At 46.1% G+C, this 14,820-nt stretch carries 13 protein-coding genes; 8 read left to right on the top strand and 5 right to left on the bottom strand.

Going from position 1 to position 14,820, the window contains the following annotated elements:
- Positions 1-3 precede the first annotated feature (3 nt).
- From K0O23_RS03185 to K0O23_RS03175, 3 genes are all read left to right on the top strand, one after another.
- Entirely contained in the window at positions 4-531 is a 528-nt protein-coding gene (locus K0O23_RS03185; protein WP_219875947.1) for a hypothetical protein, read from the top strand.
- A gap of 16 nt (positions 532-547) precedes the next feature.
- Positions 548-925 carry a co-chaperone GroES gene (locus K0O23_RS03180; protein WP_219875946.1) on the top strand — a complete coding sequence of 126 codons (378 nt, stop codon included), beginning with the start codon at positions 548-550 and terminating at the stop codon, positions 923-925.
- A gap of 329 nt (positions 926-1,254) precedes the next feature.
- Positions 1,255-3,804, top strand: coding sequence for a DUF5916 domain-containing protein (locus K0O23_RS03175; protein WP_219875945.1), 2,550 nt, complete (start codon positions 1,255-1,257; stop codon positions 3,802-3,804).
- A gap of 103 nt (positions 3,805-3,907) precedes the next feature.
- Here K0O23_RS03175 and K0O23_RS03170 read toward each other — a convergent pair whose 3' ends face one another.
- From K0O23_RS03170 to K0O23_RS03150, 5 genes are all read right to left on the bottom strand, one after another.
- A complete protein-coding gene (locus K0O23_RS03170) occupies positions 3,908-4,453 on the bottom strand; it encodes a hypothetical protein (protein ID WP_219875944.1) in 546 nt (181 codons plus the stop codon).
- Positions 4,454-4,560: 107 nt separating this feature from the next.
- Positions 4,561-8,325 carry a S8 family serine peptidase gene (locus K0O23_RS03165; RefSeq protein WP_219875943.1) on the bottom strand — a complete coding sequence of 1,255 codons (3,765 nt, stop codon included), beginning with the start codon at positions 8,323-8,325 and terminating at the stop codon, positions 4,561-4,563.
- 210 nt (positions 8,326-8,535) lie between these two features.
- Positions 8,536-9,507 carry a porphobilinogen synthase gene (gene hemB, locus K0O23_RS03160; RefSeq protein WP_219875942.1) on the bottom strand — a complete coding sequence of 324 codons (972 nt, stop codon included), beginning with the start codon at positions 9,505-9,507 and terminating at the stop codon, positions 8,536-8,538.
- Positions 9,508-10,231: 724 nt separating this feature from the next.
- A complete protein-coding gene (gene rocD, locus K0O23_RS03155) occupies positions 10,232-11,473 on the bottom strand; it encodes an ornithine--oxo-acid transaminase (RefSeq protein ID WP_219875941.1) in 1,242 nt (413 codons plus the stop codon).
- A 149-nt stretch (positions 11,474-11,622) separates the two neighbouring features.
- Positions 11,623-11,931 (bottom strand): hypothetical protein, encoded by a 309-nt coding sequence (locus K0O23_RS03150; protein ID WP_219875940.1) that lies wholly within the window; start codon positions 11,929-11,931, stop codon positions 11,623-11,625.
- Between the two features lie 152 nt (positions 11,932-12,083).
- On the opposite strand from K0O23_RS03150, the gene K0O23_RS03145 reads away from it, so the two are divergent.
- The 5 genes from K0O23_RS03145 to K0O23_RS03125 all read left to right on the top strand — a co-directional run bounded on the left by K0O23_RS03145 (position 12,084) and on the right by K0O23_RS03125 (position 14,730).
- Entirely contained in the window at positions 12,084-12,257 is a 174-nt protein-coding gene (locus K0O23_RS03145; RefSeq protein ID WP_219875939.1) for a DUF5522 domain-containing protein, read from the top strand.
- A gap of 134 nt (positions 12,258-12,391) precedes the next feature.
- Complete coding sequence (gene rpmB / locus K0O23_RS03140; RefSeq protein WP_187068928.1) at positions 12,392-12,631, top strand: 50S ribosomal protein L28; 240 nt, start codon at positions 12,392-12,394, stop codon at positions 12,629-12,631.
- The gene (locus K0O23_RS03135) at positions 12,631-14,247 is read left to right on the top strand and encodes an aminopeptidase P family protein (protein WP_219875938.1); all 1,617 of its coding nucleotides are present in this window, start codon (positions 12,631-12,633) and stop codon (positions 14,245-14,247) included. The genes rpmB and K0O23_RS03135 overlap by 1 nt, the downstream gene beginning before the upstream one ends.
- 136 nt (positions 14,248-14,383) lie before the next feature.
- On the top strand, positions 14,384-14,572 hold the full coding sequence (gene rpmG / locus K0O23_RS03130; protein WP_219875937.1) for a 50S ribosomal protein L33: 189 nt from the start codon (positions 14,384-14,386) through the stop codon (positions 14,570-14,572).
- A gap of 2 nt (positions 14,573-14,574) precedes the next feature.
- Positions 14,575-14,730 (top strand): DUF4295 domain-containing protein, encoded by a 156-nt coding sequence (locus K0O23_RS03125; RefSeq protein WP_119432107.1) that lies wholly within the window; start codon positions 14,575-14,577, stop codon positions 14,728-14,730.
- Positions 14,731-14,820 lie beyond the last annotated feature (90 nt).

Below are 14,820 nucleotides of genomic sequence, written 5' to 3'. Positions count from 1 at the left end.
TTTATGAAACGATTATTTTTTGCCTTTATAGCACTTGTGGCTTTTGCATCAGTGGCCTGCGAAAAAATAGACGACCTGCTTACATTTTACATCAACCACGATGAGGAAATTGTAATAAAATCATACTTTCCGGTTGGCACTGTAGCGCCAATCTCTCCTATTCCGGTTACAACTAACTCCAGCGAAAATTTCAAAAACAATAAAACCCAGGCCGAGTTGGTAAAGGATGTTACCCTGAATAAACTTGAACTGGTTATTACAGACCCACAGACGGAGAACTTTAACTTCCTGAAAAAAATAGAGATCTATATCTCTGCAGAAGGCAAGCCAGAGATTAAAATTGCCTACCTGGAACAGGTGCCGCAGAACGTGAGCAAAATAGAACTGACCTCTACCAACGCAAAGCTGGATGAGTACATTAAAGGCGACACGTATACAATTGGTACCCGTGCCACACTGGCAAAGGCTGTAACCAAAGACGTGACAATTAAAGCCAACATGCGATTTAAAGTAACAGCAGATCCCCTTTAATATGCATACATTGCCCATGAGGATTTCTGAAAAGAATAAACTGGAGAAGATCATTATAGTAGGAGACAGGGTGCTGATAAAGCCAAAGTCTTCTAAAGAGCAAACCAAAAGCGGTTTATACTTGCCGCCGGGTGTGCAGGAAAAAGAGAAGGTGCAGGAAGGGTACATCATGAAAGTAGGCCCGGGATACCCTGTGTCTGCCGATTTTGGTTTTGATGAGGAGGCCTTTGGGCAGGAAGAAGAGGAAGTGCGATACATTCCGCTTCAGGCCAGGGAAGGCGACCTGGCTATTTATCTGCAACGCGATGCCATCGAGATCAACTATCTCAGCGAGAAATACTTTATCGTGCCACAGTCGGCAGTGCTGATGCTGGTGCGCGAAGAAGACCTTTAGTTTATACTTTAACAAAGACAAAAGGCGCTGCTCTTATAAGGGTAGCGCCTTTTTTATACTTTATACTTATCTGCAACAGCCCAACCACAGTACGTCAACATCTCTGAGCCAGTCTTCCCGAAGTTGCCCTAACCGGTTTTAAAGGCATTATATCTGATGTTATGGGCTATACGTCTAGTATAAAGTTTTATGATGTTTTAAAAGTATACTTTGCAGCCTGAAAATAAAGGATAATAAAAAATTTTCAGGTTGAAGCAACCATTGCTGCCCGGGGATTATCTATTACTATACTTTGTTTCACATACTGTACGCCTGGTATTTGCCTAACTATGAAAAAACCATTACTCCTGATGCGTATAACGCAGCAGCTATTTGTTCTTTTCCTTTGTTTTGCCTCCTGCATCTCTTTTACAGCCACTGCGCAGGAGCAAAAAAAAGAATATAACTATCCTCAAAAGCAGCTTAATACCCTGCGAATAACAGAGCCGCCAAAAATAGACGGCACGCTTGACGAGGCCATTTGGCAAAGCGCCGAAATAGCCACTGATTTTATTCAGAACAGGCCTACTCCAGGCCCCATGGAGCGGCATAAAACAGAAGTGCGTATACTTTACGATGACGAAGCTATTTATGTAGGTGCCATCATGCACGATGTGTCGCAGGACAGTATCTTTAAAGAACTGGGCCGCCGCGATAACTTAGGCAACTCTGATTGGTTTGGCATCTTTCTGGATACATACCATGATCAGATAAACGGTTTCGGGTTCTTTGTTACACCTGCCGGTGTGCAGTTGGATGCCCGTTACTCTTCCAACGGCGAAGATTTTAGTTGGAATGCAGTGTGGGAGAGTAATGTAAAATTAGATGGTACTAATTGGGTAGCAGAGTTTAAGATACCTTATTCGGCTATACGTTTTAGCAGTAAGCCGGAACAACTATGGGGGCTTAACTTTATGCGTAACAGGCAATCTACACGTAAAGGCTTTTTCTGGAACTACGTGGATCCTGCCAAAAATGGTTTTGTGAACCAATGGGGTAAACTTACCGGAATCAAAAATGTGGAGGCTCCCCTGCGTTTATCCCTCTCTCCATACATTTCGGCATTTACAAATAGTTATCCTTACACAAAGAACGATTCTGAAGAAATAGGTTATAAACAGGATTTTAATGTTAGTGGCGGTCTGGATCTGAAGTATGGCATCAACGACGCCTTTACGCTGGACATGACCCTGATCCCGGACTTTAGCCAGGTGCAGTCGGATAACCAGGTGCTTAACCTTTCCCCGTTTGAGATTCAGTTTAATGAGAACCGTCCGTTTTTTATGGAGGGTACAGAGCTGTTCAATAAAGGAGGGTTTTTCTATTCACGCCGTATCGGGGGCAGGCCGGTAAATTCTTTTATAGATACTAAGGTGAAGTATGCCGGTTACAGAGTGATCGAAAATCCCAGCGAAACTAAAATGATCAACGGCACAAAGATCTCAGGCCGTACGGAGTCTGGGCTGGGAGTTGGCGTTTTTAATGCAGTAGTGGGCCGGCAATACGCTACTCTCGAAAACGAGGAGGGTAACAGGCTGGAGGTAGAAACGCAGCCGCTTACAAATTACAACATTACGGTGCTGGACCAGTCTCTTAAAAACAACTCTTTTGTTACACTGGTAAACACGAATGTAATGCGGCAGGGTAGCACCTACGACGCCAACCTGACCGGCCTTGTGTTCAGGTTTGCAAACAAAGCGAACAAATATGCCATAAACGGTAAGGCAGCCCTGAGCCAGCGCTACTTCTCAGACAATACCGATCTGGGCTATATGTACAATCTCAGAGTAGGAAAAGTAAGCGGAAACTTCACATACAATTACAGCCATACAGTAGAGTCCGATACCTATAACCCCAATGACCTGGGCATCTTGTTTACTCCGAACAGTATTGAGGAGAACCTACATTTACAGTATAACATCTATAAGCCTTTCTGGAAGCTCCTGAACATGTACAGTAATATCGGTGCTGTTTATGAGCGCAGGTATGAGCCGAGCACTTTCCAGAATTTTGTAATTTATACTAACCTGCAAGGGCAGTTTAAGAATTTCTGGAATGCCGGTATTTGGGCTAACCTGGAGCCGGTAAAGACAAATGATTTTTTTGAACCGCGTGTAGCAGGCCATTTCTATGAGTTTCCGGTTAATAATAGTATAGGCACGTGGGTATCCACGGACTATCGCAAAAAATTTGCTTTAGATGTGAACACGAGTTACCGGGCTTTTGACGAAAACAAAAGACATAACATTAACTACTCAATTTCTCCGCGCTACCGGGTAAACAACCAACTGTCGTTCAACTATAATTTTAGCCGCAACTTAAAATATGATGATATAGGGTATGCCAATAGCTTCGACCCGGACCTTGCGAACGATGACGATAAGGAGCGTAAAGTTATTTTCGGGCTGCGTGAGGTGCTTACTACATCAAACACGTTGTCGGGGAGCTACATCTTTAACAATAAGATGTCGGTTACGCTTAGGGTGCGGCATTACTGGTCGAGTGCAGAGTATAAACGCTTCTATAACCTGACACCAGAAGGGCAGCTTGAGCCGGATGTATACCCACAAGGATACAACGATAGATTTGCCGGTAGGAACCACAACATCAACTATAATGCTTTTAATGTGGACATGGTGTATTCGTGGTGGTTTGCCCCGGGCAGCGAAATAAGCATTGTCTGGAAAAACGCCATCCTCGAAAGCGGGCAGCAAATAGAGACCAGGTACTTTGATAACTTCTCCCGTACGATGTCTACCCCGCAGACTAACTCGCTCTCGGTTAAGATACTTTACTTTATTGATTACCTCACAATAAGGAACAAGCTCAGAAAGTCATAAGAGGCTGAAAGTATAAAACAGCAAAGCCGGAGCAAAACTTGCCTCGGCTTTGCTGTTTATTGGTACTCGTGTGGTACTTTATATTTTAAAGTATAGGTTATACTTAGAGTGGTTTGGTCAGATCAAAATCTGCCCGGAAACGGAGTTGGTTATCGCGCTTTAGAATGTAGCTGAAAGTTTTTCCGTCGGGGCTCAGGGCAAGTGTCCATTCATTAGTGGCGGCGGCAGGTATAAGTTGCGCTGTATGGGCATCTGCCGGGAAGCGCTGCTCCATTTTATCATCAGAGGCAAGTGCTATGCCGCCATACATGGTTATCTCGTCCGGAGTACCATCTTCGTGGCGATGATCATGCTTAAGTTGCAGGCCTTCTTCTGTTTTACGCAGTACCCACGTCCTGGACTTGTCCTCTCCCACATGAAAAGGGATACGGATAGTGGTATCGGAGCAGCTGGCAACATGCATGGTTAACGGCTTGCCGGCAAAAGGGTCTTTGCCATCTGCAGGAAAGATTACCTTGCCTGCATAAGACTTGCCGCAATGGCTGGCCATACTTTTGTAGAACGATTGCTGTGAGCTGCTTAGCTGGTACGGCTGTCTGGCGCAGGCAAGTATAAACAGCAGGCAAAGTGATAGTAGGATTTGCTTCATAAAGCCAAATTAAAGAATAGATCCTGAATTGCAAGTATAAACCAAAGCCCCGGCACGCATGCCGGGGCTTTGGTTTATATTTGTTGTTATACTTGCTTTAGCCAGGCTTAATGCTGCACCAGTATTTTCTCGGAGTAAGACTTGTTCCCGTGGCGCAACCTGAAGATATACAGGCCGGAAGCTCTGTCGCTTAAGTTTATAAAGCCTTCGTACTGGCCGTAATAGTTCTTAACCTCGCCGGAAAGTATAAAGTTGCCCATTATGTCCACTACCTCAAATGTAATGTCCTCGGTCTGGCTTGTTTCCAGCTCAAACCTGAAGCGCCCTGTAGTAGGATTTGGCGATACTATTAGTTCGGTCCCCAGTTCGCGGATACCCGGTTTAAACGAGAAGTTGTAAGCCATGGACATCTCAGAGATACAGCCATCTTTAAATACTTTAACACTATAGTTTCCGCTTTCGGTTGGGGCAAAAACTTTGCCTGTTGCAGCCTCTACTGGTTTGTCGTCTTTGTACCACTGGTTGCCCGCTGCCGCACTGGAAACCAATGTCTGGCCATCTCGTGAGATAACTGGTCTTTCCAGTGGAACCCCACCTTTTATCGTGGCTTCTATACGTGGTCCGGCACAGCCAAGTGCGCGCACCTTCATGTCATAGAAGTAATAGTAAAAAGCTTCTGAGGTAGTAGTAGCTGTGTTACCTGTTATAGCTACTACATTACCCACCTGGAATGGATAACCTGTCACTCCGGCATTATTCCTGAAGATGGTAGCGCCTTGTTCATATGAAATGGCAATTCTATAAGTTCCAGCTTCTGGCAATTCCAAGCCTAAGTAATATACTGCCCCCTGGTCGTTAGGATCGTCGGGTTGCACACCTGGTGCAGGAGTAGTGCGTGTAGCCGTAACATACAATGTTTTGGCCGATACAGGAGCTCCCTCTTCGTTAAATGCAGTAAAGGTTATTTTGCCACTGTGGCCAATGTATAGCCTGGCGCTTTCTAAAAGTACAGGCGCTTTGGTGTTGATGATAACATCCGGAGTAAAGGTGTTGTAACCGCCACCGGTGGCAAACTTTTTATTAGCAGGCCCTATTGTTCCGGCAAAATCATTGAATGCTGCATAAAGTTTACCATTTATCTGGCTGGCTGGTACTAAAATCTGGTTTCCGGCTGCGATAGGAGTAGTACCTGTAGCTGAGTTATACCAGAAGATGGCACCGTTGCCTGTAGCCGAAAGCGCGTAGTTCGGGTCGGTGCCGCAGCGGAAGGCAGATGCATCTGATGGGGTGCCGGCAGGTGTTCCTACGGTAAAGGCGCGCACCATGCGGTTGTTGTTTTCTACCGGGTCGCCTTGCAAGCCGGATGTAGCTATAAGCTCATATGTAGCGCCTGCCTCTGTGGCGAATGTTTCGTTTAGCAATACTTCGGCCTGGCCGTAAGGCTGCAGTGTACCCGTATAAGTATAAGGAATTTGCTTGATCTCAACGTTGCCCTTTAGTATGCGAACTGTAACCGGAATATTGCCTTGCGGAGTTGTGCCAAAGTTTTTGATGTTTACCACGATTTTCTGTGCCGGGTTTGCACACAGCGAAGCGCCTGCAGGTAATATTGCCGATATTCCCACATCTGTTTTAGGCAGCTCAAACTGAACCAGGTAATCCTGTGTTTCGCCTCTATTGTAGGTGCCACACGGTGTTACTTCTGCAATATTGCTTGTTTCCTGCACCACCACCCGCATACGTACCGAAGTACCTGCCTGTACAGTGGTCGGAGCCGTGATAGCAGCCGTAAAAGTTGTATTTCCACTTAAAACTGCTGAAGCAGCTACTTCCTCGCCGGTATCGGTAAAGCTACCATTGCCGTTCCAGTCTATGTATACTTTGGCTACTTTGGCGGCATCGGTAGTACAGGTGCCTATTTCGAGGCGTAGTTCCTGCTCCTGTCCCGGCTCAAACACAAATATTCTGTCTGTCAGGTCCATGTAAGTTCTGCAGCCCCCTACAAAGTTATAGAATGTATTGCCCAGCTTTACAGTCGTGATCTGTGTTCCCTGGTCTGAAGTAGCCTTGCTTTCGCAAACAGCTGTGCCGCCCACGCCGCTCACGATCATAGAGTATGCCTGTGGTCCTTTAAGCAAATTGCCTTTGTGTTTTACTGTAATGGTATACGTTTCGCCGGGTACGGCATTCATTATATTTACCTGCTCTACGTTGTCTAGTTTGTTATCACCGGTAGTGGCAGCGCTTGCCGGGTTCAGCGGATCAAGCACCCAGGGCTGGTAAACCGTAGTGCCTTTGCTTACACGCACATCCAGGTCGTTTATCAGGCGTGCAGTGCGGTTGTTTAATGCACTTGAGCCAACTGCGATAGCGGTGGCCTCCGGGTCGGTCCAGGAGATGGTAACAACCAATGGACCGGAACCAGAGGCAGTAACCTGGTACGTATAGGTTTGGCCTTGTGCCAGCGTGTTTTCCTGGATAATGTTTGTGTTGTTAGTGTTTGATATTACTGAGGCGGCACGTTTGGCATTTAAAAGTCCCCAGCCAAATTTATAGTCCGGGCCAGGAGTTTTGCCGGCTTCGTCGGTAGTATGTATAGCCAGGCCTTTTAAAGTAGCGGCGCGCATTACCTTGCCGTTATTTAAGTTAGCGTAATGCTCTTGTAGCAGGAGTAAGCTGCCAGATACATTGGGTGCAGCCATAGATGTGCCGCTAAGTGTCGTGTAAGCTGTGTTACTCTTGTCGGAGGTAGACATTACAGATACCCCGTTTCCTACCAGGTCAGGCTTGATACGGCCGTCATCGGTTGGGCCAAAGCTGCTGAAAGACGATATAACCACATCAGAGGTATCTCTGTATCCCTCCGAAATCGGATTTACTGCACCTACTGTAAGGATGTTCTTGGCAGTGCCGTATGTTGAGATAATATCAAAGCCATTGTTGCTGTTTATGTTTGCAGGGCGGCTTGCTATTTTAGTGAATTTTCCGGCATTGTCGCGCTGGTAGTATGGCTGGCCAACGGCAGGGCCATTTTCCACGCGGTTATTGCCCGCAGATTTTACGATCAGGTAGTAAGGCGCGTTATAGGCAATCTGGTCCCAGCGGGATGCTGATTCGTTGTAGTAGCCAAATTTATAATCTTCTGTAGAGCTGATGTCTGTATCGCCCCACCATTCCCAGTAAGGGTCTTCTGTGGTTCCTTTTCGATCGGAATTATAGCGCCATCCTGAAATGGAGCCATACGAGTGGTTCGACACAAGCAGATCACTGGCTGCTGCAGCCATCTCCGAAGCATCATTGTTAAAATCGTAAGCCATCAGCTTTTGGAGCCCAAACGACATTCCCTTTGCCAATGGATTTACTCCTTTGGCCATCATAGTGCCAGCCACGTGGGTAGCGTGCTCACTTGAAGAGGATGGATTGTCTTTTTGAACAACACGCCCTGTCAATTCCTGGTGAGACTCTTTTACACGGCCGCCATCCCAAACACCCAGCTTTTCGGCAACGGCAGTGCCTGCGCCACTCAGGCTAAGGCCAAGCGAGCCACCGGCCCACAGTTCGGATGTGCCTACAGAGGCAGCAGCCCTGGTGTTATTGTAAGTAATGTAATAAATGGGCATGCCTTTGGCATCAAGCCCCTGTAATGATATAAAAGTACCATCAGCATAAGTCTTCTCAACTACCCAGCCATTCTTTTTGGCAAGTTGCAACGCTTTACTACGACTGGCCTTATAATCTTTTTCTGCTGCCACGGCTATGCGGTCCAACTCCTTTACATTGGCTCTGGCAGCAGGTGCTACGCCACGCTGTGCAAACGCCGTTGTGGCTGTTGCCATTGCTGCAACAACAAGCCATAGGCTTAATCTTCTCATAAAAATGTGATTGGGTAGATGTAATAATCTCTCAATTTATAACAAAATGCTAATAAAGGCAAAGCAGTTCCGTGTTTCTTACTTTTGAGATCAGAATTCTTGTTTTAGAGAAATGTAGTGTGTTAGGGAAATGATGCGGGAGAGATAAAAATAAAAACGCCCCAGTGTTTACCAGGGCGTCTATGCTTTTATATTTTACAAAAGTAAGTATTACTTTTTCAGGTACTGAGCAAACTCCTTGGCAAAGTATGAAAGTATAATATCGGCGCCGGCTCGCTTAATACTGAGCAACACTTCGACCATACCTTTTTCGGCATCCAACCAACCATTTTGGGCAGCGGCTTTTATCATGGCATACTCGCCGCTTACGTTATAGGCTGCAATAGGCAGGTGAGAGTTTTCGCGGAGCATTTTAATTACATCCAGGTAAGCCAAAGCGGGTTTTACCATCAGGAAGTCTGCGCCCTCAGCAGTGTCCAGTTCTGCCTCAATCAGGGCCTCGCGGCTGTTGGCCGGATTCATCTGGTAGGTTTTCTTATCACCTTTTTTGGGAGCCGAGTCCAGGGCATCGCGGAAAGGGCCGTAAAAAGCACTGGCATACTTAGCCGTATAAGCCATAATGCCTGTTTTGGTGAAGCCGTTCTCGTCCAGCACCCTGCGTATATGGCCCACGCGTCCGTCCATCATATCAGAAGGGCCAACAATATCAGCACCGGCCTGGGCCTGTACCAGTGCCATTTTACCCAATACTTCCAACGTCTCGTCGTTAATGACCTCGTCGTTCTCCACAATTCCATCATGTCCGTCAGAGCTGTAAGGGTCCATGGCAACGTCGGTCATCAGCACCACCTCCGGAAAGTTCTTTTTTATCTCGCGGATAGCTCTCGGGAAAAGTCCGTCCGGGTTATGGCTTTCGGTTGCATATTTATCTTTTAACGACTCAGGGATGCTCGGAAAAGGGGCAAATGTTTTAAGGCCTAATTCTACGCAGCTGTGGACTTCATCTAAAAGTGTATCAGTGGAAAATCGTGCGATTCCGGGCATAGAGGCCACATCGATGCGTTGGTTTTGGCCTTCTATGATAAAAAGCGGATAGATAAAATCGTTCAGGCTCAGGGAGGTTTCCTGCACCATGTTCCTGATCACCTCCGATTGGCGGTTACGTCTTGGTCTTCTGTTCATAAGTATAAATTCTGTTACAGAAATTATTCAAAATCAAGTTGCCGCAAAGGTACGATTTAATTGTTGATTGTTGGTTGCTCTCGCAAAGGCTGGGCCTGAACCTCTTCGGCAGATGCTGTTTTCAACTTAAAGCAAAGTATAAATTGTGTATTTGTAGGGACAGGTCGCGACCTGTCCGAGGCTATGAAACTTATACTTTAGCAAAAGCAAGAATTCCCTTCTTGAGAGCAGGGCCGTTTCATTCTGTTAATTCAATACTTATGGCGCGAGCGTCCTCGCTCGTGACTGGCTATAGCGTGAGCCTCTGGCCCAGTCGGATTACAAATCCGACACCATAGGTAGGACACGGGTTGCAAACCCGCGCCAGCGAAAGGAGAAATAAGAGAATGAAACGGCCATGCTCCGAGGAGGGGCAGGGGTGTGTTTTGCGCTGTAGTCTCTGCTTAACCTCCGGGGGTAGGGGCCCTCTTTTTCTACCAAGATCCTTGCAGGATGACAAAAGGGAGAGGCAGATGCTATTGTGATGACACAATAAGTAGTAGTATAAATTCCCCGCCTTAAACAAGCCGAAGATTCTGAAATTGTTTCGGGAGAGGAACAGGGGTGGTTGGATCAGGTGTAGAAGAAATCCATCTAATCAATCAAATCCCCTTAATCTGCGGTCAAACAAAAAAGGCGAAGCCACTACAGCCTCGCCTTTCTAGATAAATAAGTATTTTATACTTTAAAAATTCAGAATCACATCCTCAATAATATCACAGCACTCGTGCAGTTGGTCTTCTGTCATTACCAGCGGAGGGGCAAAGCGGATAATATCGCCGTGCGTTGGTTTTGCAAGCAGACCCTTTTCCATTAGTTTAACACACACATCCCAAGCGGTGCGGCCATCGGCAGTTGGTTCTACAATAATGGCGTTAAGCAAGCCCCGGCCACGAACAAGTGTTACCAGTTCAGGGCGTTTAACCATCAGGTTGCGCATGCGCTCCCTAAATGCCTCGCCTAGTTTATTTGCATTTTCTGTCAGGTTCTCTTCTTTAATAACATCTAAGGCAGCAACGGCTACTTGCGCTGCCAGTGGATTGCCTCCAAACGTGGAACCGTGCTCACCTGGCTGTATACAAAGCATGATATCATCGTTAGCCAGCACGCAGGAAACCGGCAGCACACCACCAGACAATGCTTTGCCAAGTATAAGTATGTCGGCTTTTACATCATCGTAATAACTGGCAAGTAGTTTACCGGTGCGTCCAATACCTGTCTGTATTTCATCGGCCATCAGCAGCACACTGTATTCTTTGCACAACGCGTGGGCTTTAGCCAGGTAACCTTCGTCAGGCACTACAACACCTGCTTCACCTTGGATTGGCTCTACCATAAACCCGCAAACGTTCGGGTTCTCTTTCAGGGCCTGCTCCAGCGCGTCGATGTCATTATAAGGTATAACCTTGTAGCCTGGCATATATGGGCCAAAGCCTTTCGTAGAGTCCGGGTCTGTAGAAAAAGAGATAATGCCGGTAGTACGTCCATGGAAGTTATGCTCTACTACAATGATCTCGGCGTTGTGCGGTGCGATGCCTTTTTTAAGGTAGCCCCATTTGCGGGCAAGCTTAATGGCTGTTTCCACGGCCTCGGCACCGGAGTTCATGTAAAGAGCCTTGTCGTAGTTAAAAAGCTCGCAGATATACTTTTCGGCAACACCCAGCTTATCGTTATAAAAAGCGCGTGAAGTAAGCGTTAGCTGCTGTGCCTGCTCTATCAGGGCATTTACAATTTTAGGATGGCAATGCCCCTGGTTCACGGCGCTGTAGGCAGATAGAAAATCAAAGTAATGCTTGCCCTCCACATCCCAAAGGTGCACGCCTTCGCCGCGGCTAAGCACTACAGGTAGGGGGTGGTAGTTGTGCGCGCCATACTTGTGTTCTGTATCGATGGCCTGCTGGCTCGAGGTAATTGTCTGCGTACTCATAGTTTATCTTTATCGGGTTTTCTGTTTCATACGGCTGTTGTGCGCAAGTGGCAACAGCATAGTATAAGTACAGATGCTTTAATTTATTGTTGTAAAAATAGTGAAATAGAACCTCTTTTAAAACCTGTTCTCCAAAGCCTGGTTTAGCTTTACTTGTTCCGGGGCTTTCTGCAACGCCTGAAAATGTTGTTAAAGCCCTCAGGGTCATAGGTGGCGTAGGTGCTTGTCATGAGGCCAAAAACATTCTCGTCAGTTTTAAAACCGTACACATCACGCTCTTCGTTTTCAAGCCCATCCACCTTTACATGGTGCTGCTCTACCAGTATCAGCTTTTCCGGTTCAATGGTTTTGTTTAGCTCTGAGCAGTAAAGCGCTTGCTTCTGAATAGTGAAAGTATGGGTGAACCCGCGATCGCGCATGGAGCAAACTGCCTCTGCAAATGTGCTGTATGTTGGCATAGGCTTAATCTGTTAAAGTATAAATAGGTAGCGCTCTAAAGTATAACGCTTTACGAAAGTAAATATGTACGAAGCCTGCCCGGTTTTAGCGATGCTGATTTTGGCAATTGTTTGTTAAATGGCGTTATTTGTAGTCCAATAACCGATATAACGTGAGTCAGAAGCTAACAGAGGGGGAGGATTTTTACTTTAACGAGCACAGACTGATGGTGCTGACGGCTAAATATCTGCAAAAGCGGGGATACTGCTGCAAGAATGCCTGCAAGCATTGTCCTTATGGCTTTAAGAAGGGTAAGATCGTTTCGGAAGAGCAGAAGCAAGTATAAAATTTGTGTCGAAAATGCGCCTGCACAGGCCGGAATACACAATTAGAGGAAAAATATTTCCTATGCTTTTGAATTTCTGTATCTTTTTGCAGATATTTGCACCCCTATTGAAATAATTTAGAAGAAAATACAAGATGGCACGAGTTTGCGACATTACAGGAAAAAGACCACGCGTAGGTAACAACGTATCTCACGCTAACAATAAAACGAAGCGTAAGTTTTATCCAAACCTTCAGAAGAAGCGTTTCTACATCCCGGAAGAGGATGCATGGGTAACTCTTAAAGTTTCTACATCTGCTTTGAGAACCATCAACAAGAACGGTATCACAGCAGTATTGAAGAAAGCAGTAGAGCAAGGATATATCCTGTACTAATGGCAGCCTTCCGGCTGTGCGTGCTGCTGGTTTGGGCAAGTATAACTGCTGCCTCAGCCCAGATACGTGCTACCCCGGATAAGCCATCTGATACTTTAGATAAAACATTTCATCAGCAACGGAGAGAGCAACTGCGCAAGCAGTTACCGGCTCGCTCCGTTGCTGTTTTTTTTGCCTCTCCTGTTCGCAACCGCGCTAACGATGTAGATTACTATTACCATCCCGATCCCGATTTTTACTACCTGACAGGGTATAATGAGCCAAATGCGGTGCTGGTACTTTTCTCGGAGCCACAAAGTATAAATGGTAAGCGGATAAGTGAAATGTTGTTTGTACAGCCCCGTGACCCGCAGGCGGAACTCTGGAACGGAGAACGCCTGGGCGTAGAAGGCGCAGCCTCTGCAACAGGAATAGCCACACAGCCTAATACAGCTTTTGCCACGCTTAAACTGGACACTGCCAACCTGCAGCATATACTATTTAAGGAACTGCCTTACGATGTGCGCGACGATGCTGCTGATGAGGCCGACCTATACAGTTTATTGCAACAGTTTAAGAGTAAGGTTAAAGTGCCGGCTGATTTTGATGCGCAGCGCAACATGCTGTATCGTATTGTGCGTGAGCAGGGATCGGGCCAGCCTGAAGAAATAAAAGCTTACCTGGGCCAGATAATGCAATACTACCCAGCGCTGCGACAAGATAAATATCTGAATGGTTACTTGCAGTCGGCTGATGCCCGTAGCCGCGTAAAGGCGGTAGCAACAACACCAAATAGCAAACTTGATGGCCATACTTTAGGGCAAGCCATGGCAGGCCTGCGCGAGGTAAAAACAGAACTGGAATTACAGTTACTGCGCAAAGCCATCAACATTTCTGCGCAAGGGCAGATAGAGGTGATGAAAGCCATGCACCCGAAAATGTCGGAGATGGAGTTACAGGGTATTCACGAATTTGTGCACAAAAAGTATGGCGCCCAGCATGTCGGGTATCCTTCTATAGTTGGCGCCGGTAAAAATGCCTGCGTGCTGCACTACATAGAAAGCAAAAAGCCAACAGTAGGAAACGACCTTGTGCTGATGGACGTAGGGGCAGAGTATAAAGGCTATACTGCTGATGTTACCCGTACCATGCCAGCCAACGGTAAATTCACTAAAGAGCAGAAAGAGATCTACGAACTGGTTTATAAAGCACAGGAAGCAGCTTTTGCCGCCTGCAAAGTAGGTAATGATTTTCAGGCGCCGCACGAAGCAGCAGAGGAGGTGATTGCCAACGGCCTGCTAAAGCTGGGCATCATAAAAGATAAGTCTGAAGTGCGACGTTATTTCCCGCATGGTACTTCGCATTACCTGGGCCTGGACGTGCACGATCCGGGTTCTTACGGTGCTTTTAAGCATAACACGGTTATAACAGTAGAGCCGGGTATTTACATTCCGGAAGGCAGCCCCTGCGACAAGAAGTGGTGGAACATCGGGGTAAGGATAGAAGATAATATTCTGATCACAAACAAAGGCTGGGAAAACCTCTCAAAGTTGGCTCCGCGCACCGTCGCAGACATAGAAAAGACGATGGCTCAACCTAGTGCATTAGACAAATTTATACTTCCTGCGATAGAATAATAGCACGCTGTCACCGGTTTATGTAACATTTGTGAAGCGTTTGGGTTAAATTTTACAATAAATAGTATACTTTGTTTGTAATTAGAGATTTAAGCCCCTATATTTGCAGTCCTAAATAAAAAATTACGATAGAGAGATGGCTAAAAAAGCAAAAGGTAATAGAATCCAGGTTATCATGGAGTGCACAGAGCATAAAGCGACTGGCATGCCTGGAACTTCAAGGTACATCACTACCAAAAACAGAAAGAATACGACTGAGCGCCTTGAGCTTAAGAAGTATAACCCAGTGTTGAGAAAAGTAACTGTACATAAAGAAATTAAATAACCATGGCTAAGAAGGTAGTTGCAACCCTAAAGACCGCTACAGGTAAAGACTGGGCAAAAGTTATCAAAGCTGTGAGATCTCCAAAAACTGGTGCTTACAGCTTTAAAGAGGAGATGGTACCTGTAGATAAGGTACAGGAGTTCCTTGCTAAGAAGTAATAAGCCGACTCTATTTTACATAGATAGACAACATCAAAAAGTCCCGTTACTGGGACTTTTTTAGTATATTACAGTTTCACTGTACGTCTT

This window comes from Pontibacter aydingkolensis, from assembly GCF_019443125.1.
In the GTDB taxonomy this organism is placed as follows: Bacteria; Bacteroidota; Bacteroidia; order Cytophagales; family Hymenobacteraceae; genus Pontibacter; species Pontibacter aydingkolensis.
The sequence above is the reverse complement of the archived record's forward strand: the minus strand, read 5'-3'. Positions and strand labels throughout refer to the sequence as shown.